We start from the raw sequence: 23,653 nt of genomic DNA, 5'->3' as shown, positions 1-23,653 counted from the left end.
TGTCTCCCTGGCTGTCGATGACGGATGCATCAGGCGGCAGCCGCGGCGATGCCGGGCCCGCTGCGGCGGTCGAGCCGCAGCGTCATGCAATAGGCGCCGCCGCCGGACAGCATGAAGGGGGTCAGGTCGACCTCGTGCAATTGATAGCCGCGCCGGCCCAGTTCCCTGCGCAGATGCGGCGTGGTGCGGGTCATCACCACCTGGTCGTCCAGATTGACGGCGTTGACGCTGAAGTGGCGCAGGTCGTCCGCGCTGGCCTCGATGCGCAGGCGCGCGGGCAGCCGCGCGCGCAGCTCACGCAGCGCCGCTTCGCTGAATGCCGGCGGATAATAGAGGATCTCGCCGCCGGACAGCGGGCAGAAGCATACGTCGAGGTGGTAGCTCTGCTCGGTGGCCAGTTCCAGCGCCACGACTTCCTTGCCGAAGAAATCCGACACGGCAGTCGCCGCTTCATGCGACGAGCGCGGGCCGAAACCTGCCCAGAAATGACCGCGGCCGGCATCCCAGATGCAATCGCCCGCCCCTTCCTGGAAGCAGCCTTCGGGCAGCAATGCCACTTCATCGAGCAGGCCGCGCTCGCGCAGCGCGCCGAAGATTTGCGCGAATGGCGCTTCTTCGCCGCGGCGCTGCGGGTAGCGGAAGCGTGCCAGCAGTGCGCGGCCATCGAGCACCACGGCGGCATTTGCCGGGAACACCATGTCGGGCAGGCCGGCGGCGCCCGCGGCCACTTCCACCGCGAAGCCGGCCCGGCCCAGCGCCGTGCGCAGCGCGTCGAAAGACTGCGTGGCGTTGTGGTGCATGCCGCGCGGGTCGCGCGCCCAGGCGTCGGGGTCCATCCACGGATTGATGCTGTACGACACGTCGTAGAAGGTCGGCTCGACAAGCAGGATCGTGGGGGTGTGGATCACGGCGGCTCCTTTTCTTTGGGGGTTCTGGAAAGAATTCAGTCGATTGCATTCTGGTGCAGGCTGGTGTTAACTAATAGCCAGCAATGTGTGCAATTTGCGCCTTGCATCGAGCAAAACGCCAGATTTCATTGGCAAATCGACAAAACGCTCCCAAGCCCATGGACGCTACCGATCAACAGCTGCTCTCCCTGCTGCGCGACAACGCGCGCACGCCGGTCACCGCGCTGGCGCAGGCGCTGCGCGTGTCCCGCGCGACCGTGCAGAACCGGATCGACAAACTGGAAAAGGAAGGGCTGATCGTCGGCTATACCGTGCGGCTGCGGCCAGAAGCCGAGGCGCACCGGATCCGCGCGTGGATGACGATCGCGGTGGAGGGAAACAAGGCGCGCACGGTGCTGCAGGCGCTGCGGGGCGAACCCAACGTGCAGGCGCTGCATACCACCAACGGGCGTTGGGACATCATTGCGGAGCTGCGCGCGGATACGCTGGAGGCGTTTGACCGGACGCTGGACCGGATACGGTTGATCGACGGGATCAGTGCCACCGAGACCAGCATCCTGCTGTCGACCTACAAGTAGCGTACGTGCTTCAGCGCCGCGGCGTAGTAGCGCTTTCTGACGGCGCGGTGGTGATGGACGGCATGCAGGCGCCCCTCCTTGCCCTTGTGCGGTGCGGCACGCCCCAGTCTTGGGATGCGCCGCACCAAAGTCGGCCAGATATATCACCGCGTGATATATTGCGTGCACCATTCCAAAGCGCCCCCGTCACAAGAATGCCAACCGCCCCCGCTGTCTCCGCCATGGCGCAGAACGCCCGTGCATGGCTGCGCACATTTGTCCCGCTGCCGGTGGCAGCCAACCGCCACGAGCGCCTCAAGAGCTGCATTGGCGCCCTGCTCGGCCTGTTCTGCACCGAATGGATCTGCCACCAGACCCTGGGCGGCTTCAACCCCTGGTTCGTCGCGCCAATGGGCGCCTCGGCGGTGTTGCTGTTCGCAGTGCCGTCTTCGCCACTGGCGCAGCCGTGGTCGATCATCGGCGGCAACTTGTTTGCGGCACTGGTGGGCGTGGCCTGCGCGCGCTGGATTCCGGACCCGGGCCTCGCCGCCGCGACAGCAGTGGCCGTGGCGATTGCCGTGATGTTCCAGTTCCGCTGCGTGCACCCGCCCAGCGGGGCCGTGGCGATCACCGCGGTATTCGGCGGCCCGGCGGTCAGCGCGCTTGGTTTCGGCTTCGTGGTGGTGCCGGTGCTGTTCAACTCGATGCTGCTGCTGTTGATGGCGCTGGCCTTCAATAACCTCTCGCGGCGCCGCTACCCGCACCGCCCGCCCGAGCCCGCGGTGCAGCATGGCACCAGGGACGTGCCGCCGACGCAGCGCGTGGGCTTTACCCGCGCCGACCTGGACGCGGCGCTGCAGGCACGCGGCGAATTCCTCGACATCGAAGAAGACGACCTGGAAGCCATCCTGGTGGCGGCGCAGTTGCGCGCCTACCGGCGCCACTTCGGCAATGTGCTGTGCGGCGAGATCATGTCGCGAGACGTCATCATGGTGCGGCCGGAGCAGCCGGCGCACGAGGCCGGCCACCTGCTCTCGCGGCACCGCATCAAGGCGCTGCCCGTGGTCGATGCAAACAACCGGCTCGAGGGCATCATCACGCAGAGTGACTTCTTCGCCGCGCAGCGCGATACCGGCGCGCGCCGGCTGGCTGGCACGGTGCGCGACCTGATGACGCGCGCCGTGATCACCGCCCGCCCCGACCAGCCGATGGTGGAACTGGCGCAGGCCTTCTCCGACGGCGGTCTGCACCATGCGCCGGTGATCGACGACAAGCACCGCGTAATCGGCATGGTGACGCAATCCGACCTGGTTGCCGCGCTGCTCAAGAGCGGCGTCATGGCAGTGCCGGGCTGAGACTAGCCCTGCCCGGCGCCTTTCCCCGCCTTGACGGCACGGCCGCCGCGCTGTTCAACGTCACAAAGCTATGGCACTGTGGATGCGTCCGGGGCATGCTGCGCCGGCGCACCGCGGTGGTGGCGCCTGAAGTACCCTTCCAGCAGCCCTTTGGCATCGCCCACCCCGGCGTAGGCTATATTTACGCCGTTTCCGTCACACCGGCGGGCCCAGGGAGAGCTACCAATGAGTTCCGGCCAGTTAATCGAGAAGATTGCTGCTGTCTTTGCACTGATCGTGCTGATCGGCGGCTCGCTGCTGGTGCTCGCACCGTTCACCACGGCGCTGCTGTGGGGCGCGATCCTGGCTTACAGCTCGTGGTATCCGTACACGGTGCTGTCGCGCTGGCTCGGCAACCGCCGCAGCCTGGCGGCGCTGATCTGCGTGCTCTTGGCCACGGTGATCGTGCTGGGCCCCTTTGTCTACGCCGGCGCCAGCTTCTCGGCGCACCTGGACGAGCTGTCGGCGCTGGTCAACCGCTACATGGAGCACGGTATCCCGCAGCTGCCGGAATGGCTGAGCAGCCTGCCCTATGTCGGTTCGTACCTGCAAGGCTCGTGGGACAGCATCATCAATGCCGATTCCGAGATGGTGGCCAACCTGCGCAAGCTGATCGCGCCGGTCGGGCATGCGCTGCTCGGCGCCGGCCTGTCGATCGGCGCGGGGCTGGGGCAGCTGGCGCTGTCGATCATCCTGGCGTTTTTCTTCTATACCGGCGGCGAGTTCGCCATCGACTGGCTGCGCGCGGGCATGCGCCGCATTGCCGGCGAGCGTGCCGACCACCTGCTGGAACTGGCCGGCAGCACCGTCAAGGGCGTGGTCTACGGCGTGCTGGGCACGGCCTTTATCCAGGCGGTGCTGGCCGGCATCGGGCTATGGATCGCCGGCGTGCCGGGCGCGGCCATCCTCGGCTTCATCACCTTTTTCCTGTCGGTGGTGCCGGTGGGGCCGCCGCTGGTGTGGCTGCCGGCGGCGCTGTGGCTGTACCACACCGGATCCACCGGCTGGGCCATCTTCCTGGTGATCTGGGGCGTGGGCGTGGTCAGCATGGCCGACAACATCGTCAAGCCGCTGCTGATCAGCAAGGGCACCGGCATGCCGCTGATCTGGATCATGCTGGGCGTGCTGGGCGGCGCGCTGGCATTCGGCTTCCTGGGCGTGTTCATCGGCCCGACGCTGCTGGCCGTGGCGTATGCGCTGCTGCGCGACTGGACCATCGGCTCGCAGGCCGAGATGATGCAGGACCTCGCACACGACCTGAAGCCGGGCGGCGCGCCGCAGGCAGTGCCCGCGGTAACGCACCCCGCTGCGGTGACTCCTGCGGTCCCCGCCGTGGTCGACAATCCCGACGTGCCGCCGGCGACCTCCGGCAAGCCCCCCGGCTGAACGCCTGATGGCCGGTCCAGACAACGCCCCCGCGCCCGCCTTGCCCGATACCTCGCCCGCCGCGCTGCACCGGCTGGTGGCGTGCGAATACTGCGATGCGGTCTACGAGCGCACCCCGATCTCGCCCGGCGAGCGCGCGCTGTGCCTGCGCTGCGGCGGCGAGCTGTACCGCGAGAGCCGGCGCCATTACCGGCGCCTGCTGCCGCTGGTGATCACCGCGCTGATCCTGTTCCTGGTTTCCAACGCCTACCCCATCGTCGAGATGGACCTCAAGGGCGTGCGCACGCAAACCACGCTGCTGGGCGCGGTGCAGGCCCTGTACGACGACCACATGGCGCTGGTGGCGGTGCTGGTGTTCGCCACCACCATATTGTTCCCGCTGTCCGAGCTGCTGATGATGACCTACCTGCTGGTGCCGATGGCGAAGCACCGCATGCCCATGGGCTTCGACCGTATCGTGCGCGGCATCCGCCAGACGCGGCCGTGGGGCATGATCGAGGTCTTCATGATCGGCGTGCTGGTCACGCTGGTGAAGCTGTCCACGATGGCGCGCGTGCTGCCCGGCATCGCGCTGTGGTCATTCGCCGCGCTGGTGATCGTGCTGGCGGCGATGCTCTCGTTCGACCCGCGCGACCTGTGGCGCTACCTGGAAACGCCGGACAATGACGCCGGCGCGCCAGGCAGTACCGGCGAGGGAGGCCAATGACGAACGTGCTCCCGCCGCGACCGCCACGGCCATCGCGCCCCGACCGCTCGGCGCACCCGCGCCGGCTCGCGCGCGAGGTGGTGGCCGAACTCACCGACGACGACGAACACACGCCGCTGCCGCAGGTGCCCACCGCCAGCCGCCTGGGCCTGCTCTCCTGCCACGCTTGCGACCTGGTCAGTCCGCGCACGCTGGAAGGCGAACCCTGTCCGCGCTGCGGCGCCACGCTGCACCACCGCAAGCCGGACAGCCTGGCGCGCACCTGGGCCTTCCTGCTGGCGGCCTTTATCCTCTACATCCCGGCCAACATGCTGCCGGTGATGGTCACGCAATCGATCCTCGGCACGCAGCAGGACACCATCCTGTCCGGCGTGATCTACCTGTGGCTGTCCGGCTCGCACATGCTGGCGGTGCTGGTGCTGATCGCCAGCATCATCGTGCCGCTCCTGAAGATGGTGATCCTCACCTTCCTGCTGCTGTCGGTGCATTTCCGCGCGACCTGGCGCATCCGGCAGCAGACCCGGTTGTATGGGCTGGTGGAGGTGATCGGCCGCTGGTCGATGCTCGATATTTTCGTGGTGGCGCTGCTGGCCTCGCTGGTGCGGGCCGGGGCGCTGGCCACCATCATCCCAGGCGGCGGCGCGCTGGCCTTCGGCGCGGTCGTGGTACTGACCATGCTGGCCTCGCTCAGCTTCGATCCGCGCCTGCTGTGGGATTCGCTGGAAGACGACAATGCCCGACACTGAACAACATCCGCCCAACCCGTCCGCCCCAGCCGCCCCCCCCGGCCTGCCGCGGCCCGAGCGCCGGCGCCGCGCGCGCTGGCTGCCATCGCTGGTGTGGCTGATCCCCATCGTCGCGGCCGTCGTGGGCGTGTCGCTGCTGGTGCACACGCTGGCCTCGCGCGGGCCGGAAATCACCGTCAGCTTCCGCACCGCCGAGGGCCTGACGCCGGGCAAGACCGCGGTGCGCTACAAGGACGTCGATATCGGCCTGGTCAAGTCGGTACGGCTCGCGCGCGACCGTTCGCACGTGATCGCGTCGATCGACCTGACCAAGGACGCCGAGAACTTCGCCGTGGCCGACACGCGCTTCTGGGTGGTGCGCCCGCGTTTCGCCGCCAGTGGCGTGTCGGGGCTGGAGACGCTGCTGTCGGGCGCCTATATCGGCGTCGATGCCGGCAAGTCCGCCGAGGCCACGCGCGAATTCAAGGGGCTGGAAGTGCCGCCGGTGGTGACCACCGACGCATCCGGCAAGCAGTTCGTGCTGCGCGCGTCCGAGCTGGGCTCTCTGGACATCGGTTCGCCGGTCTACTACCGGCGCGTGCACGTGGGCCAGGTGGTGGCGTACCAGCTGGAGCCCAACGGACGCGACATCGGGCTGCGCGTGTTCGTCAACAAGCCCTATGACAAGCTGGTCACCGCCGATACGCGCTTCTGGCATGCCAGCGGCGTCGACCTCAAGCTCGATGCCGGCGGCCTCAAGCTGTCGACGCAATCGCTGATGACGGTGCTGCTGGGGGGCGTTGCGTTCCAGGCGCCGGACCGCACCACCGCCACCGACGCCGCCGCGGAAAACACGCAATTCCTGCTGGCTGCCGACCAGTCCGAGGCCATGAAAGAGCCCGAGGAACTGGCGCCGACGCTGACCGTGCTTAACTTCGACCAGTCGGTGCGCGGCCTGTCGCCGGGCGCACCGGTGGACTTCCGCGGCGTGATTGTGGGGCAGGTGCGCTCGATCGGCATCGAATACCAGCGCGACAAGAAGGCCTTCCGCATGCCGGTGGTGGTCGAGCTGTACCCGTCGCGCATGGGCTTCCGCGAACGCGACGTGGAAGACCGCGCGCGCGCGCGCCAGATCATCGAGGGCCTGCTCAAGCGCGGCATGCGCGCGCAGCTGCGCACCGGCAACCTGCTCACCGGCCAGCTGTACGTGGCGCTCGACTTCTTCCCGAAGGCGCCGCCGGCCCACGTGAACCTGGACGCGCCGATTCCCGAATTCGCCACCACGCCGGGTACCTTCGACCAGCTGCAGGCGCAGGTCGGCGACATCGTCAACCGCATCGACAAGATCCCGTTCGACCAGATCGGCCAGGATCTGCGCGCCACGGTGGCGAGCCTGAACAAGACGCTCAACACCGCCGACCAGCTGGTGCAGCAGCTCAACGGCGACGTCGCGCCACAGGTGCTGGCGGCGCTGCAGGACGCGCGCAAGACGCTGACCACGGCCAACGGCACGCTGGCGTCGGACGCGCCGCTGCAGCAGGACACGCGCCGCATGCTGCAGGAGCTGACGCGCACCGCCACCTCGCTGCGCACACTGACCGACTACCTCGAACGCCATCCCGAAGCGCTGCTGCGCGGCAAGCCGGAGAAAGAATGATGAAGCGCCTTACCGTTTCCGCCGCGCTCGCGCGCTGTGCCATTGCCGGCGTGACGGGCGCTGCCGTGCTGGCAGGCTGCGCCTCGCCGGAGCCGCGCTATTACACGTTGGCGCAAGGTGCCACGGCAGTCGCCACGCCGCCTGCGGCGACACTGGCGCCGTCGACCAACACGCTGTGGCTGGAAGTCGCGCCGGTGCGCGTGCCGGAGCGCCTTAACCGGCCACAGCTGGTGGTGCGCGACGGCGGCAATGACGCCAGCCTGCGCCTGCTGGACCTGGCGCGCTGGTCATCGCCGCTGCCGGATGAGTTGCGCGATGCGTTGTCGCAGCGCCTGCAGGCCACGCTGGGCGCGGTCGATACCTACCAGCAGGGGCTGTCGGACGTGCAGCCACTGTATCGGATCACGACCGAAGTGCTGCGGCTCGACGCGGATGTCGGGCAGCGCGCGGGGGCCACGATCAACTGGACGGTGCGGCGGCTTCCGGACGGGAAGGTGGTCAGCGGCCGCACGCAGGCGGAGTTGTCCGCGCCCGGCGAGGTCGATGGCGTGGTGGCGGCTTATCGCGAGATCGTGGCAAGCACGGCGAAGGATATTGCGGCGGGCGTGGAGGCATTGCGGCAGTAGCAATACCATCGCGCCGCGTCAGTCATCCCCCCAGGCCGCCGCATCGCGCTCGCGCCGTGCCGCCGCTTCGGCCGCGCGCCGGTGGATGGCCTCGGCCATTGCCGCCAGGCATTCCGCCGCCCCGCCCTGCACCAGCTTCACCGGGCACGCCAGCATCAGGTTCTTGGGCAGGCCGAAATCCTCCACTACGAAACCGCGCGCATCCAGCGGCCGGCCCTCCTCGTCGGTCACCGCCGTGGCGCGATCGTGCACCGTGCCCAGGTCCGCGCTGTAGCCCCATACCGGCTTCTGCAGCGCCACCGCAAACCCCACCTCGAAGGCCGTGCCCGAATCCGGCTCTCCCGGCCCGCGAAAATCGTCGAGGTTGGCCATCACCATGTCGGCACGGCGCAGCAGCGCGATATTGGCGTCATAGATCCAGCGCGCCGTGTCTGGCCCCGACATGCCTTCTGGCGCCGCCTTGTCGAGCGGATACAAGCCGGTGAAGCCATGTGCCGCGCACAGCGACTTGAGTTGCTCGCCCCAGGCGATGGCGTCCTTGCGGAAGACGTCGAAGCCGGCCAGGTAGATGGTTTTCATGGCGGTGCCAGTCAAGGAAGGGATGCCGCAGCATAACCCGGCGACGCACGAACATCGCACAAGCTCGCACGCGCACAGGCGCCGCAGCGGCCAGCGTGGCCTGCACGACGCGGGGGCTTGCACTACCATCTCCGCTCCCTCCGTCGAGACACGCTACGCCCCATGTCCGCCCCCCAGGTCCCACAGATCCTCCAGGTCGGCCCGCTCGCTCCGCTGACCAATACCACGCTCCAGCAACAGTACGGCGCCATCGCGCTGTGGCAGCAGGGCGATGCGCTGGCCTGGGCGCGCGAGCACGGCCAGCAGGTGCGCGTGGTGGTGACCTCGGCGCGCCATGGCTGCACCGCCGCGCTGATCGAGGCGCTGCCGGCGCTGCAGGCCATCGTCAGTTTCGGCGTGGGCTATGACTCCATCGCGCTGGACGCCGCCCGCGCGCGCGGCATCCAGGTCAGCAATACACCCGATGTGCTCAACGACTGCGTCGCCGACCTGGCCTTCGGCCTGCTGCTCGACGCGGCGCGCGGCATTGCCCACGGCGACCGCTTCGTGCGCGCAGGACGCTGGCCGCAGGGCGGCTTCCCGTTGACGACGCGGGCCTCGGGCAAGAAGCTCGGCATCCTCGGGCTGGGCCGCATCGGCGAGATCGTGGCGCGGCGCGCGCAGGGCTTCGACATGGAGATCGCGTACAACAACCGCCGCCCGCGCGACGGCGCGCCGTGGCGCTTCGAGCCGGACCTGAAGGCACTGGCCGCGTGGTCCGACTTCCTGGTGGTGACCTGCGTGGGCGGCCCGGAAACCGCAGGGCTGGTATCGCGCGAGATCATCGACGCGCTCGGGCCCAAGGGCATCCTGATCAATGTGTCGCGCGGCAGCGTGATCGACGAAGACGCGCTGGTGGCGGCGCTGGCCGAAGGACGCCTGGGCGGCGCCGGCCTCGACGTGTTCCGGGACGAGCCCAAGGTGCCGGCCGCGCTGCTGGCGCTGGACAACGTCGTGCTCGCGCCGCACATGGCCAGCGGCACGCACGAGACCCGCGCCGCGATGACCGCGCTGACGCTGCAGAATCTCGATGCGTTCCTGGCCGATGGCAAGGTGCTGACGCCGGTGCTGTAGTGGCCGGTCCCCCTGCCTATACTGGAGTCACCGGCCGCGCGGCCGGTGACAGGAGGCACCATGGGACGCAAGTTTATCGATTGCCGCGAGTTCCCGAGCGACATCGGCTGCACGGTTGCGCTGAGCGCCGACAGTGAAGACGAACTGCTCGAAGCCGCGGTCCAGCACGCAGTCGCAGTGCACCAGCACCAGGACACCCCTGAGTTGCGCACCCAGTTGAAGTCGTTGTTCAAGGAAGGCTCACCGCCGGCATGAAGTCGGCCTGAAGCGCGGCCGGCGCTCGCGGTGCCGGCCCTTCCCCCGCCGGGGCTCATTCGCAGCTCCTGATACCGCACTTATGCCTGCCCGAATACCCATGCCGGTGGTCATGGCGCATCATTGACGCATCGCTATATACAGACGTATATTGCGCCTGACTGTCCATCCAGACCAGCGCCAGGCCTTGCCTGGCCGCTCCGCCGAGGATCTCCATGCCTGTGTTCCGCTCCGCCCGCACCGGGCGCCGCTCCGTTCTTGCCGGCGCCGCCGGTGCCATGCTCGCCGCCCTGGCGCTGGCCCTGCCCGCTGGGCCGGCCTTCGGCGCGGACCTGGTGGTTTCCGCGGCAGCCAGCCTGACCAACGCCTTCAAGTCGCTGGCCGAGTCGTTCGAGCGCGCCCATCCCGGGACCAAGGTGGTGCTGAACTTCGGCGCGTCCGACGTGCTGATGCAGCAGATCGTCAAAGGCGCGCCGGCCGATGTGTTCGCCTCGGCCGACCAGGAAGCCATGAACAAGGCCGAGGCCGAAAAGGTGGTCGCGTCCGCCTCGCGCCGCAACTTCGCCGCCAACGAGGTGGTGCTGATCGTGCCGTCGGACAGCAAGCTGAATATCGTCTCGCTGCAGGACCTGACCCGCCCGGAAGTGAAGCGCATCGCTTACGGCAACCCGGCTTCGGTGCCGGTGGGCCGCTACACCCGCGGCGCGCTGGAAGCCGCCGGGCTGTGGGACGCGGTTGCCGCCAAGGGCGTGCCGGCGCAGAACGTGCGCCAGAGCCTGGACTACGTGGCGCGCGGCGAGGTCGAGGCCGGCTTCGTCTTTGCCACCGATGCCACGGCGATGCCGGACAAGGTCAAGGTGGCCGTGCGCGTGCCGAGCCGCACCCCGGTAACCTACCCGATCGCCATCACCAGCCAGACGCGCCAGCAGAAGGAAGCGGCGCAGTTCGTCGACTTCGTGGCGTCGCCGGAGGGCCAGGCGATCCTGTCGCGCTACGGCTTCCGGAAGCCCTGATTTCCGCCACGCCATGGATGCCGTCTGGGTACCGCTGCTGTTGTCGCTGAAGGTCGCGGGCTGGGCCACCGCGCTGAACGCCGTGCTCGGCGTCGGCGCGGCGTGGGCGCTGGCGCGCTGGCGCTCGCCGCTGCGCGACGTGGTCGACGCGGTGCTGACGCTGCCGCTGGTGCTGCCGCCCACCGTGCTCGGCTACTACCTCCTGGTGCTGGTGGGCCGGCGTGGCGTCTTTGGCGAGTGGCTGTCCAGCCTCGGCATCGAACTGGTCTTTACCTGGCAGGGTGCCGTACTGGCCTCGACCATCGTCGCCTTCCCGCTGGTGCTCAAGTCCGCGCGCGCGGCATTTGAAGGCGTCGACCACCAGCTCGAGAACGCCGCGCGCGTGCTGGGCGTTTCCGAATCCGGCATCTTCTTCCGCGTGACGCTGCCGCTGGCCGCACGCGGCATCATCGCCGGCGTGCTGCTGGCATTCGCGCGGGCGCTGGGCGAGTTCGGCGCCACGCTGATGATCGCCGGCAACCTGCCCGGGCGCACGCAGACGCTGTCGGTGGCGATCTACGAGGCCGTGCAGGCCGGCGACGACAACACCGCCAACCTGCTGGTGCTGGTGACCTCGGTCACGTGTGTGCTGCTGCTGGTGGTCGCCGGGCGGCTGGTGCCCGCCGCCGCGCGCAATCCCGCCGAACTCTATGAACGCCGGCGCCTGCGCCCGCGTGCGGTACGGTGAGAAACGCCATGGGCATGCATGTCAGCATCCGCAAGCAGATGGTGTCGGCCGACCGGCAGTTTGCGCTCGACATCGACTTCGATTCCGCCAGCCGACGCATCGCGCTGTTTGGGCCGTCGGGCGCCGGCAAGAGCCTGACGCTGCGCGCCATCGCCGGCCTGCTCGCGCCCGACAGCGGGCGCATCGTGCTGAACGGGCGCACGCTGTTCGACAGCGAAGCAGGCATCGACGTCCGCCCGCAGCAGCGCCGGGTGGCCTACCTGTTCCAGGAATACGCGCTGTTCCCGCACCTGACCGTGGGCCAGAACATCGCCTTCGGGCTGGCGCGCGGCTGGCGCAACCCGCGCCGCGGCGCGATCCCGCCGGAAGCCCGGCGCTGGATCGATGCCTTCGGGCTGGACGAGATCGTCGGCAACTATCCCGCGGAGATTTCCGGCGGCCAGAAGCAGCGCGTGGCGCTGGCGCGCGCGCTGGTGGCGCAGCCGGATATCGTCCTGCTCGACGAACCGTTCTCGGCGCTCGATCCCGCGCTGCGCGCGCGCATGCGCGCCGAGCTGCGCACGCTGCAGGCAAGCCTGGAGGTGCCGATGCTGGTGATCTCGCACGATCCCGCCGATGTGGAAGCGCTGGGCGACCACGTGCTGGAAATCCGCGAAGGCCGCATCTTCGGCAGCGGCACCGGCCGCCACCATCCGCCGGTCTACGCGCCGGTGTCAGCGCGCGTGGCCTGAGCACGCAGCTTGCGCACGCGCCCGCCCTCGCCATTGGTGGCGGCAGCACATCAGACGACCACCCTCACCCCACCACCCCCAGGATCACGCTGGACGCCTTGAACACCGCCATGGCCGGCACGCCCACGGCAAGCCCCAGCGTCTCCACACTGCCATTGGTAACGATCGCCGCGATCGTGCCGCCACCATCCAGCTCGATCACCACCTCGGCATTGACCGCACCCGGCATCACGCGCGACACCACGCCCGGCAGCTGGTTGCGCGCCGACAGCCGCACGCCCGGGTCAGGCAGGCCCACCAGCACCGAGGACGCCTTGATCAGCGCAAACGCTTCCACGCCGGAAGCCAGCTCCAGCGTCTCGACGCTTTCATGCGTGATCGTCGCCACGATCTGCTGGCCGCCCGGCAGCGCCAGCACCACCTCGTCGTTGACCGCGCCGCCGCGCACACTGGCGACGTGCCCGAACAGCTTGTTGCGCGCACTGGTCTTGATCATCATTCGCCTCATCAGGTGGATATCGTCAGCCGCGCCCTCGCCCAGCCGCGACAGCTGCGCGACAAAGCGCCGGTGCTCGTCCTCGAGCGCGCGGTAGGTGCGGATCAACTGCTCGCCGCGCGCGGTCAGGCGCGTGCCGCCGCCGCCCTTGCCGCCGGCGGCGCGCACCACCAGCGCTTCGCCGGCGCTGTTGTTCATCAGGTCGATGGCGTCCCACGCGGCCTTGTAGCTGATGCCGACCGCGCGCGCGGCCGCGGTGATCGAGCCGTGCTCCCCGATGGCGGCAAGCAACGCGATGCGGTCCTTGCCGCCCCAGTCTTGCGAGCCGGAGCGGAACCAGATGGCTCCCTGGAGTTCAAGCATGGGTGAGAGGCACCGCGGCCGGTGCCGTGACAGAGTGGCAAACGCGGCTATGGTAATCCCTTTCTAATCCCTTTCCCGGCCATTCATTCCTGGTGCATGGGGATATACCAGCGCATCACGCTGCCGTGGAAGGACTGGCGGTCGAACTGTTGCAGCAAGCGCCACGCCGCGAACCGGTCGACGTCGAGATCAACCCATGCCCACGGGCGATCCGGATCGCCATTGCGCACGATCTCCACGGACCTGACTGGCGCGTAGCCGTCGAGCTCGTCCTGCAGCATGCCTTCGGTGACATCGCGGGGCAGGCCCCGGATCAGTATATGCATGCTTGCTACGCCATGATGTGCACGCCGCCATCTACGTACACCGTATTGCCCGAGATCCGCCGCGCATACGGCGTGGCCAGGTAGGCCGTGGCAAAGCCGACGTCCATGATGTCGACCACCTCGCCCAGCGGGGCGCGCCCGGCGGCATCGGCCAGCAGCTGGTCGAAGTCCTTCAGCCCCGACGCCGCGCGCGTCTTCAGCGGCCCGGGCGAGATCGCATGCACGCGAATGCCCCGCGGCCCCAGTTCATGCGCCAGGTACCGGCAGCTCGCTTCCAGCGCCGCCTTGACCGGCCCCATCAGGTCATAGTTGGGCACCACGCGGTTGGCGCCTTCATAGCTCATCGCGAACAGCGTGCCGCCGTTGCGCATCAGCGGCGCGGCCAGCCGTGCCATGCGGATGAACGAATGGCAGGAAACATCCATGGCGCGCGCGAAGCCTTCGGCGGAGGCATTGAGCAATCCGCCCTGCAGGTCTTCCTTCGGCGCGAAGGCGATCGAGTGGACCACCGCATCGAGCCCGCCCCATACCGCTTCGATGCGTGCGAACAGTGCGCGCATCTGCTCGGGGTCTTCCACGTTCAGCGGCATCAGGATCGGCGCCTGCACCGCCTCGGCCAGCGGCGCGACGTGCGGATAAGCCTTGTCGTTCAGGTACGTCATGGCGACCTGCGCGCCGAGCTCGTGGAAGGCCTTGGCGCAGCCCCACGCGATCGAGCCGGCATTGGCGACGCCGGCCACCAGCACGCGGGCACCGGCGAGCGGCGGGTTGGATACGTTGACCATCGATGCCTCCGGCGGAAGACCTCAAGCTGGACTGCTGAAACGAGCGGCTCAGCGCACCAATCAGCTATCCGGCCGCGGCGCTGCCTTGCGCTGCGCCGACGCGCGCGATGCCGGCTTGCCTGCGGCGTCGGCAGACTCGGGCGCCTCGCTGCCCGCGACGGCTTCGCCGTTGCCTTCGGCGGATCGCGGCAGGTGGCGCGTGCCCATCACCTCGGTGACTTCGCGGTAGCGCTCCAGCCGCTCGCCTTCAAGCGGACGATCCAGTGTCATGACCTTGTGCACCGCGATCATCAGCCGGCGACGCGTGTCGTGGTCCGGCACCAGCGCCGGCAGCGCCTGCACCGCATGCCGCGGATAGCGCTGCACGATGAAGGTCTGCTGGCGCACCGCCTGCTTGAACGTGGCCAGGTTCACATGCCCGGCCGCCTCGGGCTGCTCGCGCGCGAACCGGCGCAGCAGGTTGAAGGGCCGCTCCTCGATCGAACCCGGGTGGTCAGCCACGTAGGCCAGCACGCGCACGAAGGCCTCCAGCTTGCCGCCCTGCTCGATCGCGGCCTCGGCATCGCGCAGCCGGCGCGCGGCCAGTTCCTTGCGCAATGCCTGCGTGACCGGCGATTCGGTATTGGCCGGTGCCTGTGCCTGCAGCCCCACCAGAGCGGCCATCGCCGGCGAGTTGTAGATGGCTTCGAAGGTCTGCTCGTACCAGGCGTCGCGCACGTCGCGGAACTGGTCCAGCGCGCTGACGATCTGTGCCGATACAGCCTTCTCCATCGCCAGGAAAGGATTGTCCGCCGACACCGGCGTGCGGTGCGCGCGCACCATCGGCGCGAACGCGCCGATCCACGCCATCCATGGATTCATGTCGGTGGCCAGCGACCGCTCCAGCCGCGCGGGATGCATGTTGCGCATCCATTGCGCGCTGAGTTCGTTCGACATCGCGCGTACCCACGGCGAGACGAAGGTGTCATACAGGTGCTGGTTGACTTCGGCGACGCGGCGCACCACCTCGAAGGCGCGCTCGTCCTCGCGCCCGTCGTCCAGCGCCAGGATATCGGTCACGCTGCGGCGCTCGAAGCGCACCAGGTAGCGCCCTTCGACAAGGTCGCGGTGCGGCATGTCCGGCGCGATGTCCTCGATCCTGGCCTCGTACAAGCCCGGCGGCAGCACGTCGATCAGGTCCAGCGCGCAGAACAGTTCGCTGTGCTCGCGGTTGGCGACCCCGGCCGACACAAAGATGCCGAGGTGGCCGACGCTCGGATGCAGGCAATAGACGATGACCTGGTCGTTGGCCACCAGCTCTTCGTCGGTGGGATACAGGTCGGGAATCCAGTTCAGCGCCTGCTGCGGCGGCGTGATGTTGTCCCCCCACGATGCGAACACGATCACCGGCGAGCGCACGTTGCGCAGGTCAACCACGGTCTTGCCGTCGCTGCTGCGCACCTGCCCCGCGGTCAGGCGGTTGCCGACGAACAGGTTCTGCACGATCCAGTCGATCTCTTCCCGGTTCATCAGGAAGTGGCCGCCCCACCAGCGCTCGAATTCCAGGAAGCGCGGGCCCTCGGTATCGGCCTTGGCGTAGACGTCGTAGAGCTTTTTCCACAGCGTATTGGCGGGATTTAGCTTCTCGAAGTTCTGCACCAGCCAGGCGCCGTCGAAGCGCCCGTTGCCCATGTCGGCGGTCAGCGACGCCAGCCACGAGCCGCCCAGCAGCCCGCCGCTGTAGCGCATGGGGTTGCGCCCGCGCACGCCGGACCAATAGGCCAGCGGCGCGCCGGCGACCAGCAGCGGCCCGCAGCGCTCCGGCGCCACCGCGGCCAGGATCATCAGCGCCCAGCCGGCCTGGCAGTTGCCGACGATAAAGGGCTTGCCCGGCGCGTCGGGATGGCGTTCGTTGACGAGCCGCAGGAAATGCCCCTCGGCACGCGCGACCGATTCAATGGTCTGCCCTGGGCACGGCTCCTGGTAGAAGATGATGAAGTAGCACGGGTGTCCGGTGCGCAGCGCGATGCCGATCTCGCTGTCGGCCTTGAATCCGCCGATGCCCGGACCGTGGCCCGCGCGCGGGTCGATCACCACGAAGGCGCGCTTGGTTGGGTCGGTAGGGGTGTCGGCGGGCGGCAGGATCCGCAGCAGTGCGTAGTTGACGGGCTCGGACAGCTCGCGTCCGTCGGCAAGCAGCTCATGCTCGAACACCAGCACGGCGGGCATGCCTTCGCGCTCATGTTCGGAGGACTCGTTGCCGCGTTGGCGCAGGATATCGAGCAGCAGCACGTCACGCTGCCAGGCATCGGCGAGGTATTCCAGCGCCGGCTGGCCCGGCGCCGCGAACGGGTTGGCGCCGCCGTCTGACGGTGGCGTGGCGGGGTCGGTGCCACGCTCAGACGGAGCGGCGGGTATGCGTGTGGTCATTCCACTTCCCCTGTTGGCGCCGCATGCGGGCGTTGCGCGCTGGCGGCGCAGGCCGGCGTGGCGCATGCTGCATTGCAACCAAAGTAAAGCCTAGCAGCCGGCGTGGCGTGGTGCAAGGCGTCGATGGTGTAACGACGGCTACCATCTGCCGGATGCCGGCTTGCCGGTTGGCGACCGTCATCCCGCTGTCGGAATCGTGGCCTATACTGGCCGGTGCGCTTGCGCGACGCAGCATTCCTGACGCCGCGCAACCGGTGCGGGCCGGGCCTGACCGACCATGGCCATGCCTGTTTTGCCTAGCTGCCTTGCCCTCGGAACATCGCCATTCGCCATGACTGTTGCCCCGTCCGCCACGTCCGCCACGTCCGCCACGTCCGCCACGTCCGCCACGTCTGCCACGTCTGCCACGTCTGCCATGTCTGCCACGTCTGCCATGTCTGCCATGTCCGGACTTGCCGCGCCCGCCGCCGAGGCGCCGGACAAGTACGCCGCCCTGCTCGCGCGCTGCGCGGGACTGGCGCCGATCCCGACCGCGGTGGCGCACCCGTGCGACCCCTCGTCGCTGGGCGGTGCACTGCAGGCCGCAGAACTCGGCCTGATCGTGCCGATCCTGGTCGGCCCCGCGGCGCGCATCCGCCAGGTCGCCGCCGAGCAGGGCATGGCGCTGCGCGACACCGTGATCATCGACGCTCCGCACAGCCACGCCTCCGCCGCGCGCGCGGTCGAAGCGGTGCGTGCCGGCGATGCCGAGTTGCTGATGAAGGGCAGCCTGCATACCGACGAACTGCTGCACGAAGTCACCAGCTCGGCCAGTGGCTTGCGCACCGGCCGGCGGCTGTCCCATGTGTTCGCGATGGACGTGCCGCGCTACCACAAGCCGCTGTTCATCACCGACGCCGCGGTCAACATCTTCCCCACGCTCAACGAAAAGGCGGATATCTGCCGCAACGCCATCGACCTGGTGCGCGTGCTGGGCGTGGAGCGGCCCAAGGTGGCGATCCTGTCCGCGGTGGAAACCGTCACCGACAAGATTCCCTCGACCATCGACGCCGCCGCGCTGTGCACCATGTCGCGCCGCGGGCAGATCACCAACGGCCTGCTCGATGGCCCGCTCGCCTTCGACAACGCCATCAGCCGCGAGGCCGCCGTCACCAAGGGCATCGACTCCGAGGTGGCGGGCGATCCCGACATCCTGCTGGTGCCCGACCTGGAAGCCGGCAATATGCTGGCCAAACAGCTCACTTTCCTGGCCGGTGCCGAAGCCGCCGGCATCGTGCTCGGCGCGCGCGTGCCGATCATCCTGACCAGCCGCGCCGACAGCGTGCGCGCGCGCATCGGCAGCTGCGCCATCGCGGTCCTGCTGGCGCATGCGCGCCGCACCGCCGAAGCCGCGGCGCAGGTGTAGCGCCCGCCGTCCAGCGTCGCATCACAACCCGGGAGCCAGACCAGCGTGACCGCCATCCAGCCTGCCGTGCACCCCGTCATCCTCGTCGTCAACGCCGGCTCGTCCAGCGTCAAGGTCTCGGTCTATGCCGTGCCCGAAGCCGCCCACGGCAATGCCGACATCAACCCGGTGCTGAGCGCGCATGGCCAGATCGAAGGCATCGGCGTGGCGCCGCGCCTGTCCGCGCGCATGGCCGACGGCCGCGTGGTCGCCGACGAGACCTTCCCGCAGGCGCAGGTGGCCGACCACGACGCCGCCTTCCGGCTGGTGCGGCTGGTGCTCAGCGTCGGGCTGCGCGACAACCCGCCGGTGGCGATCGGCCATCGCGTGGTGCATGGCGGCGCCGACTTCGCGCAGGCCGTGCGCATCGACGACGACGTGATCGCCAGGCTGGAGGCGCTGGTGCCGCTGGCGCCGCTGCACCAGCCGCATAACCTGACCGCGATCCGCGCCGTGCGCGAAGCCATTCCTGACCTGCTGCAGGTGGCCTGCTTCGACACCGCCTTCCACGCCGGCCATGACATGCTGGCGCAGCTGATGGCGTTGCCGTACTCCTACTACGAGCGTGGCATCCGCCGCTACGGCTTCCACGGGCTGTCGTACGAGTACATCGCACGCCGGCTGCGGCAGGTCGCGCCCGACCTGGCCGAAGGCCGCGTGATCGTGGCGCACCTTGGCAACGGCGCCAGCCTGTGCGCGATGCGCGACGGACGCAGCGTGGAAAGCACCATGGGCCTGACCGCGCTCGATGGCCTGCCGATGGGCACGCGCTGCGGCTCGGTCGATCCGGGCGCGCTGCTGTGGCTGGCGCAGCAGGGCATGCAGCCGGCCGAGATCCAGTCGATGCTGTATGGCGAGTCCGGGCTGAAGGGGTTGTCCGGCGTCAGCAGCGACATGCGCGCGCTGCTGGCCAGCGACGCGCCGCGCGCCAGGCTGGCGGTGGACTTCTACGCCTACCGCGCCGCGCAGGAAATCGGCAAGCTGGCGACCACGCTGGGCGGGCTCGATGCGCTGGTTTTCACCGCGGGCATCGGCGCCAACTCGCCGCCGGTGCGCGCGCGCATCTGCGAACACCTGGCGGGGCTGTTCGGCATTGCGCTGGACAGCGGCGCCAATGGCGAAAACGGCCAGCGCATCAGCAGCAACGACAGCCGCGTGCCGGTACTGGTGCTGCCGACCGATGAAGAAGGCATGATCGCGCTGAGCACCGCCCGCATCCTGCGCGAATGCGGGCGGCTTTAATGCTTTAACAGCGACGCGGCGCGTCAGTCTTCGAGATAGTGCGCGCGCAGCCGCGCAACGTCGACGGCGAGCGCGTCGCTCAGGTAGTTGTCGACGCTGCCCCAACCCTGCTCGATCGCCTGCAGCGAAGCATCGAGATAGCTGGCACGGACTTCAAGCAGCGGCATCATGGCCTCGGCGCTCACGCCCAGCTGCGCCATGCGCGCCAGAGCGGTCTCGTTGAAGCCGGCATTGCGCTGGTTCGATTCCAGGTAGTTGGCGAGGATATCGTCCTGCGCCACGCCCAGCGCCGACAGCAGCAGCAGCGACGCAAAGCCGGTGCGGTCCTTGCCCGCGGTGCAGTGGAACAGCAGCGTCTTGCCCTGCTGCGCGGTTTGCATGAAGCCGCCAAAGGCGTCGCGGTAGCGCACCGGGAAATCGCGGTAGACCTCCAGCATGAAGCCGTCGATCTGCGCCGGCGTGCTGGCGAGCAGGCGCGGCATCAGCACGTCCATCGCCATGCTGCCGTCCAGCACCGGCACCGCCATCCAGTTGAAGCGCGCACCGAAGCCGGCCTCGTCCGGCGACTTCTCGCCGGGAGAACGGAAATCGACCACGATGTCGAGACCGAGCGCATGCAGCCGGTCCAGGTCGGCCATGCTGGCCAGCGCCGGGTTGCCGCTGCGATATAGCCGGCCGCTGCGCACACGGCGTCCGGAGGCGCCGCGCAGGCCGCCAAGATCACGCGCGTTGCTGATGGTGTCGAATACCAGTGCCGTGTTGCCCGCCGCGCTGTCCAGTGCCGCCGGCCCTGGCGGCACGATCGCATGGTCATGCGGAAACGCCCATCGGAACCACTTGTTCATTGTTGCTCCCTGACTGTTCTTGTCGATGCGGACCTGGCAGCGGCCAAAGTCAGCGGCCGCGATACGCCGGCACATGCCAGCGCAGGTGGCAGCCTGCGATATAGCGCTGATCCAGCCGCGCCACCAGCTTCCACACCGCGAGCGCACTGGCGTCAATATCGACCCAAGCCCACGGGTGCCTCGGGTCGCCGGCCTCGACCAGCTCGACCGAGCGGATGCTGGCGTATTGCGCCAGTGCCTTGCGCAGCGCCGCTGCGCTGAGTCCTGCCTTCAGCCCACGTACTAAAACCTTCATCATTGGCCCCAATTATTTCAGATCACCCCGACGCATGCATCACCTGGCTGGAGGGGTGTGTGGCGGCGCCAGCGCCGCATCGACCGCCAGGCCTTGTGGCGCCTGCCTTTACAGATGGGATACAAATTCCGCCGCAAGAATCCGTCGTCCGAAGCAAAACTTGATCTGAATCATTGTCGGCGCAATGAGGCGCTTGGAAACCTCGACATCGCCCCTGCCGGCTCGGACAATTCCGATCATGTCGAACGCGGCGGCCCAGGCCAGAAGCCCGGCCGCCAGAGCAAGCCCGACGCGGATGCCGCCTCGCGACCGACAATGCTCTCGCCGGCGCAGTTGCCGGCTCGCCGCACCGATCGCCAGCACGCCGTGTCGAGCACCGGGTCGAGCGCCTTGTCGACATATCCGACCAGGATTCTCAATGAAAAGGATGACGGCGATGCCCGATACCTCTCCCGCTTCACCTGCTTCCGGTGCCTCCTCTGCCTCACCCGCTCCGCCCACGGCCGCGGCCACCGCTGCAACCGCCAGCGCCGCCGCGCCCAAAATGGCGCTGCACTGGGGCCTGTTCGTCGCCGTCGCCGTGCTGCTCGGCGTACTCGCGATCCCGCAGCCCGAAGGCCTGACCATTGCCGGCCAGCGCATGCTGGCCATCCTTGCGTTCGCCATCGTGGTGTGGATCACCGAGGCAGTCTCGTACGAGGCCAGCGCGATCATGATCACCTCGCTGATGGCGGGCCTGATCGGCTTCGCGCCGACGGTCAACGACCCCAGCGTGCAGTACGGCACCTCCCGGGCGCTGGGCATGGCGCTGGCCGGCTTCTCCAACACCGCGCTGGCGCTGGTGGCCGCGGCACTGTTCATCTCCGCGGCGATGACCGTGACCGGGCTGGACCGGCGCATCGCGCTGGTGACGCTGTCGGCCATCGGCACCAGCACGCGCCGCATCCTGATCGGCACGATCGCCGTCACCATCGCCCTGAGCCTGGTGGTGCCGAGCGCCACCGCGCGCAGCGCCTGCGTGGTGCCGATCATGATGGGCGTGATCGCCGCGTTCGGCGTCGACAAGAAATCCAATATCGCCGCCGGCATCATGATCACGGTGGCGCAGGCCACCAGCATCTGGAACGTCGGCATCCAGACCGCCGCCGCGCAGAACCTGCTGACGGTGGGCTTCATGGACAAGCTGCTCGGTGAGCGGATCACCTGGCTGCAATGGCTGATCGCGGGCGCGCCGTGGGCGATCGTCATGTCGGTGGTGCTTTACTTCCTGGTGCGCTGGCTGCTGCCGCCCGAGACCGAAGCCATTCCCGGCGGCAAGGAAGCGGTGCAGCGCGAGCTGTCCGGCCTGGGCCCGATGACCGGCCCGCAGAAGCGGCTGGCTGCGGTGTCGATCGGTCTGCTGCTGTTCTGGGCCACTGAAGGCAAGCTGCACAGCTTCGATACCGCCACCGTAACCTTCGTGGGCCTGGTGATCCTGATGCTGCCGCGCATCGGCGTGATGGACTGGAAGACCATGCAGCAGCGCACGCCGTGGGGCACGCTGATTGTGTTCGGCGTCGGCATCAGCCTGGGCACGGCGCTGCTGTCCACCAAGGCCGGCCAGTGGCTGGGCGAGTTCGTGGTGACGCATTCGGGCCTGGCCACGCAGGGCGCGGTGATGGTGTTCGCGATCCTGGCGGCGTTCCTGATCCTGATCCACCTTGGCTTTGCCAGCGCCACCGCGCTGACCGCGGCGCTGCTGCCGATCCTGATCTCGGTGCTGCAGACCTTGCCCGGCGACATCAACCGCGTCGGCCTGACCATGCTGCTGGGCTTTACCGTGAGCTTCGGCTTTATCCTGCCGATCAACGCGCCGCAGAACATGGTGTGCCTGGGCACCGAGACCTTCAACGGCCGCCAGTTCGCGCGCATCGGCATCCCGGTCACCATCGTCGGCTATGGCCTGATGCTGCTGTTCGCGGCCACGTACTGGCGCTGGCTGGGCTGGGTGTGAGGAGGCCATGATGAAACTCTCCCTCGATTCCGCGCGCCGTTTTGCGCGCGACCTGCTGGTGGCGCAGTCCGTACCCGGGGACATCGCCGACGACGTCGCCGAGCACCTGGTCGAAGCCGACCGCTGCGGCTACGCCAGCCACGGCATCTCGATCCTGCCGAGCTACCGCAAGGCGATCGAGACCGACAATGTCAACCGCGAAGGCCGCGCCACCTGCGCGCTGGACCGGGGTACGCTGATGGTGTTCGATGGCCACCGCGGCTTCGGCCAGCACGTGGGCAAGGCCGTGATGCAGGCCGCCATCGAGCGCGTGCGCGAGCACGGCCACTGCATCGTCACGCTGCGCCACTCGCACCACCTGGGCCGCATGGGGCACTACGGCGAGCTGGTGGCAGCGGCGGGCTTCGTGCTGCTGAGCTTTACCAACGTGACCAACCGCCCGCCGGTAGTGGCACCGTACGGCGGCCGCGTCGCGCGCCTGACCACCAATCCGCTGTGTTTCGCCGGCCCCATGCCGAACGGCCGCCCGCCGATCGTGGTCGACATGGCCACCAGCGCGATCGCCATCAACAAGGCACGCGTGCTGGCGGAGAAAGGCGAAGCCGCGCCCGAGAACAGCATGATCGATGCCGAAGGCAATCCCACCACCGACGCCTCGACCATGTTCGGCGAAGACCCCGGCGCGCTGCTGCCGTTCGGCCTGCACAAGGGCTATGCGCTGGGCGTGGTGGCGGAACTGCTGGCGGGCGTGCTGTCGGGCGGCGGCACCATCCAGCCGGAAAACCCGCGTGGCGGCGTGGCCACCAACAACATGTTCGCGGTGCTGGTCAATCCCGAGCTGGACCTCGGCCTGAGCTGGGAAAGCGCCGAGGTGGAGGCGTTCGTCAAATACCTGCACGACACGCCGACGGCACCGGGCTTTGACCGCGTGCAGTATCCCGGCGAGTTCGAAGCGGCCAACCGCGAGCGCGCGGCCGACGCCCTCGACATCAATCCGGCGATCTGGCGCAACCTGGAACAGCTGGCACAGACGGTAGGCGTACCGGTGCCGAAGGGCTGACAAGCCCCGGCGCCAGCG

The 23,653-nt window shown here is 68.7% G+C and carries 25 protein-coding genes; 16 read left to right on the top strand and 9 right to left on the bottom strand.

Annotated elements, in window-relative coordinates; all coding sequences use genetic code 11:
* Window positions 1-29 precede the first annotated feature (29 nt).
* A complete protein-coding gene (locus ACIP1U_RS01835) occupies window positions 30-908 on the bottom strand; it encodes a dimethylarginine dimethylaminohydrolase family protein (protein ID WP_400310978.1) in 879 nt (292 codons plus the stop codon).
* A gap of 158 nt (window positions 909-1,066) precedes the next feature.
* Between ACIP1U_RS01835 and ACIP1U_RS01830 the strand changes: the two genes are divergently transcribed.
* From ACIP1U_RS01830 to ACIP1U_RS01800, 7 genes are all read left to right on the top strand, one after another.
* Complete coding sequence (locus tag ACIP1U_RS01830) at window positions 1,067-1,486, top strand: Lrp/AsnC family transcriptional regulator (RefSeq protein WP_029047952.1); 420 nt, start codon at window positions 1,067-1,069, stop codon at window positions 1,484-1,486.
* Window positions 1,487-1,680: 194 nt separating this feature from the next.
* Complete coding sequence (locus tag ACIP1U_RS01825) at window positions 1,681-2,820, top strand: HPP family protein (RefSeq protein ID WP_400310974.1); 1,140 nt, start codon at window positions 1,681-1,683, stop codon at window positions 2,818-2,820.
* A gap of 225 nt (window positions 2,821-3,045) precedes the next feature.
* Window positions 3,046-4,245, top strand: coding sequence for an AI-2E family transporter (locus tag ACIP1U_RS01820; RefSeq protein ID WP_400310972.1), 1,200 nt, complete (start codon window positions 3,046-3,048; stop codon window positions 4,243-4,245).
* Window positions 4,246-4,252: 7 nt separating this feature from the next.
* Window positions 4,253-4,951 (top strand): paraquat-inducible protein A, encoded by a 699-nt coding sequence (locus tag ACIP1U_RS01815; protein ID WP_400310970.1) that lies wholly within the window; start codon window positions 4,253-4,255, stop codon window positions 4,949-4,951.
* The gene (locus ACIP1U_RS01810) at window positions 4,948-5,697 is read left to right on the top strand and encodes a paraquat-inducible protein A (protein WP_400310967.1); all 750 of its coding nucleotides are present in this window, start codon (window positions 4,948-4,950) and stop codon (window positions 5,695-5,697) included. Before ACIP1U_RS01815 ends, ACIP1U_RS01810 begins: the two co-directional genes overlap by 4 nt.
* Window positions 5,684-7,333 (top strand): intermembrane transport protein PqiB, encoded by a 1,650-nt coding sequence (locus ACIP1U_RS01805; protein WP_400310965.1) that lies wholly within the window; start codon window positions 5,684-5,686, stop codon window positions 7,331-7,333. The genes ACIP1U_RS01810 and ACIP1U_RS01805 overlap by 14 nt, the downstream gene beginning before the upstream one ends.
* A complete protein-coding gene (locus ACIP1U_RS01800; RefSeq protein WP_400310963.1) occupies window positions 7,330-7,959 on the top strand; it encodes a membrane integrity-associated transporter subunit PqiC in 630 nt (209 codons plus the stop codon). Before ACIP1U_RS01805 ends, ACIP1U_RS01800 begins: the two co-directional genes overlap by 4 nt.
* Before the next feature lie 18 nt (window positions 7,960-7,977).
* Here ACIP1U_RS01800 and ACIP1U_RS01795 read toward each other — a convergent pair whose 3' ends face one another.
* Complete coding sequence (locus ACIP1U_RS01795; RefSeq protein ID WP_400310960.1) at window positions 7,978-8,538, bottom strand: nucleoside 2-deoxyribosyltransferase; 561 nt, start codon at window positions 8,536-8,538, stop codon at window positions 7,978-7,980.
* A gap of 162 nt (window positions 8,539-8,700) precedes the next feature.
* Here ACIP1U_RS01795 and ACIP1U_RS01790 point away from each other — a divergent pair, with 162 nt between their 5' ends.
* The 5 genes from ACIP1U_RS01790 to ACIP1U_RS01770 all read left to right on the top strand — a co-directional run bounded on the left by ACIP1U_RS01790 (window position 8,701) and on the right by ACIP1U_RS01770 (window position 12,377).
* Window positions 8,701-9,651 carry a 2-hydroxyacid dehydrogenase gene (locus tag ACIP1U_RS01790; protein ID WP_400310957.1) on the top strand — a complete coding sequence of 317 codons (951 nt, stop codon included), beginning with the start codon at window positions 8,701-8,703 and terminating at the stop codon, window positions 9,649-9,651.
* Between the two features lie 60 nt (window positions 9,652-9,711).
* Window positions 9,712-9,906 (top strand): DUF1059 domain-containing protein, encoded by a 195-nt coding sequence (locus ACIP1U_RS01785; RefSeq protein ID WP_400310954.1) that lies wholly within the window; start codon window positions 9,712-9,714, stop codon window positions 9,904-9,906.
* Between the two features lie 215 nt (window positions 9,907-10,121).
* Window positions 10,122-10,919 carry a molybdate ABC transporter substrate-binding protein gene (gene modA, locus ACIP1U_RS01780; RefSeq protein WP_400310951.1) on the top strand — a complete coding sequence of 266 codons (798 nt, stop codon included), beginning with the start codon at window positions 10,122-10,124 and terminating at the stop codon, window positions 10,917-10,919.
* A gap of 13 nt (window positions 10,920-10,932) precedes the next feature.
* Window positions 10,933-11,646, top strand: a complete 714-nt coding sequence (gene modB, locus ACIP1U_RS01775) for a molybdate ABC transporter permease subunit (RefSeq protein ID WP_400310949.1) — start codon at window positions 10,933-10,935, stop codon at window positions 11,644-11,646.
* Window positions 11,647-11,654: 8 nt separating this feature from the next.
* A complete protein-coding gene (locus tag ACIP1U_RS01770; protein ID WP_400310946.1) occupies window positions 11,655-12,377 on the top strand; it encodes an ATP-binding cassette domain-containing protein in 723 nt (240 codons plus the stop codon).
* A 64-nt stretch (window positions 12,378-12,441) separates the two neighbouring features.
* Here ACIP1U_RS01770 and ACIP1U_RS01765 read toward each other — a convergent pair whose 3' ends face one another.
* The 4 genes from ACIP1U_RS01765 to ACIP1U_RS01750 all read right to left on the bottom strand — a co-directional run bounded on the left by ACIP1U_RS01765 (window position 12,442) and on the right by ACIP1U_RS01750 (window position 16,756).
* Window positions 12,442-13,236: a TOBE domain-containing protein gene (locus ACIP1U_RS01765; RefSeq protein ID WP_400310943.1), complete on the bottom strand. Its 795-nt coding sequence runs from the start codon at window positions 13,234-13,236 to the stop codon at window positions 12,442-12,444.
* An 83-nt stretch (window positions 13,237-13,319) separates the two neighbouring features.
* Window positions 13,320-13,562, bottom strand: a complete 243-nt coding sequence (locus tag ACIP1U_RS01760) for an RNA recognition motif domain-containing protein (RefSeq protein WP_400310940.1) — start codon at window positions 13,560-13,562, stop codon at window positions 13,320-13,322.
* Window positions 13,563-13,567: 5 nt separating this feature from the next.
* On the bottom strand, window positions 13,568-14,347 hold the full coding sequence (gene fabI, locus ACIP1U_RS01755; protein WP_400310937.1) for an enoyl-ACP reductase FabI: 780 nt from the start codon (window positions 14,345-14,347) through the stop codon (window positions 13,568-13,570).
* A gap of 60 nt (window positions 14,348-14,407) precedes the next feature.
* The gene (locus ACIP1U_RS01750) at window positions 14,408-16,756 is read right to left on the bottom strand and encodes a DUF3141 domain-containing protein (protein WP_400310935.1); all 2,349 of its coding nucleotides are present in this window, start codon (window positions 16,754-16,756) and stop codon (window positions 14,408-14,410) included.
* A 433-nt stretch (window positions 16,757-17,189) separates the two neighbouring features.
* Here ACIP1U_RS01750 and ACIP1U_RS01745 point away from each other — a divergent pair, with 433 nt between their 5' ends.
* Together ACIP1U_RS01745 and ACIP1U_RS01740 are read left to right on the top strand one after the other, a co-directional pair.
* Window positions 17,190-18,161, top strand: coding sequence for a phosphate acetyltransferase (locus ACIP1U_RS01745; protein WP_400310932.1), 972 nt, complete (start codon window positions 17,190-17,192; stop codon window positions 18,159-18,161).
* Window positions 18,162-18,206: 45 nt separating this feature from the next.
* Window positions 18,207-19,442, top strand: coding sequence for an acetate/propionate family kinase (locus ACIP1U_RS01740; RefSeq protein ID WP_400310929.1), 1,236 nt, complete (start codon window positions 18,207-18,209; stop codon window positions 19,440-19,442).
* Window positions 19,443-19,465: 23 nt separating this feature from the next.
* On the opposite strand, the gene ACIP1U_RS01735 is transcribed toward ACIP1U_RS01740, so the two are convergent.
* The 3 genes from ACIP1U_RS01735 to ACIP1U_RS01725 all read right to left on the bottom strand — a co-directional run bounded on the left by ACIP1U_RS01735 (window position 19,466) and on the right by ACIP1U_RS01725 (window position 20,945).
* A complete protein-coding gene (locus tag ACIP1U_RS01735; protein ID WP_400310926.1) occupies window positions 19,466-20,287 on the bottom strand; it encodes a tyrosine-protein phosphatase in 822 nt (273 codons plus the stop codon).
* Between the two features lie 49 nt (window positions 20,288-20,336).
* Entirely contained in the window at window positions 20,337-20,582 is a 246-nt protein-coding gene (locus ACIP1U_RS01730; protein ID WP_400311741.1) for an RNA-binding protein, read from the bottom strand.
* 108 nt (window positions 20,583-20,690) lie between these two features.
* Window positions 20,691-20,945, bottom strand: coding sequence for a hypothetical protein (locus ACIP1U_RS01725; RefSeq protein WP_400310924.1), 255 nt, complete (start codon window positions 20,943-20,945; stop codon window positions 20,691-20,693).
* 73 nt (window positions 20,946-21,018) lie between these two features.
* Between ACIP1U_RS01725 and ACIP1U_RS01720 the strand changes: the two genes are divergently transcribed.
* Window positions 21,019-22,575: a DASS family sodium-coupled anion symporter gene (locus ACIP1U_RS01720; RefSeq protein ID WP_400311738.1), complete on the top strand. Its 1,557-nt coding sequence runs from the start codon at window positions 21,019-21,021 to the stop codon at window positions 22,573-22,575.
* A 10-nt stretch (window positions 22,576-22,585) separates the two neighbouring features.
* Window positions 22,586-23,635 (top strand): Ldh family oxidoreductase, encoded by a 1,050-nt coding sequence (locus tag ACIP1U_RS01715; protein ID WP_400311736.1) that lies wholly within the window; start codon window positions 22,586-22,588, stop codon window positions 23,633-23,635.
* Window positions 23,636-23,653: the final 18 nt, after the last annotated feature.

The organism is Cupriavidus sp. NPDC089707, from assembly GCF_044748965.1.
Classification (GTDB): domain Bacteria; phylum Pseudomonadota; class Gammaproteobacteria; order Burkholderiales; family Burkholderiaceae; genus Cupriavidus.
This window is presented reverse-complemented; position numbering and strand designations above follow the sequence as displayed.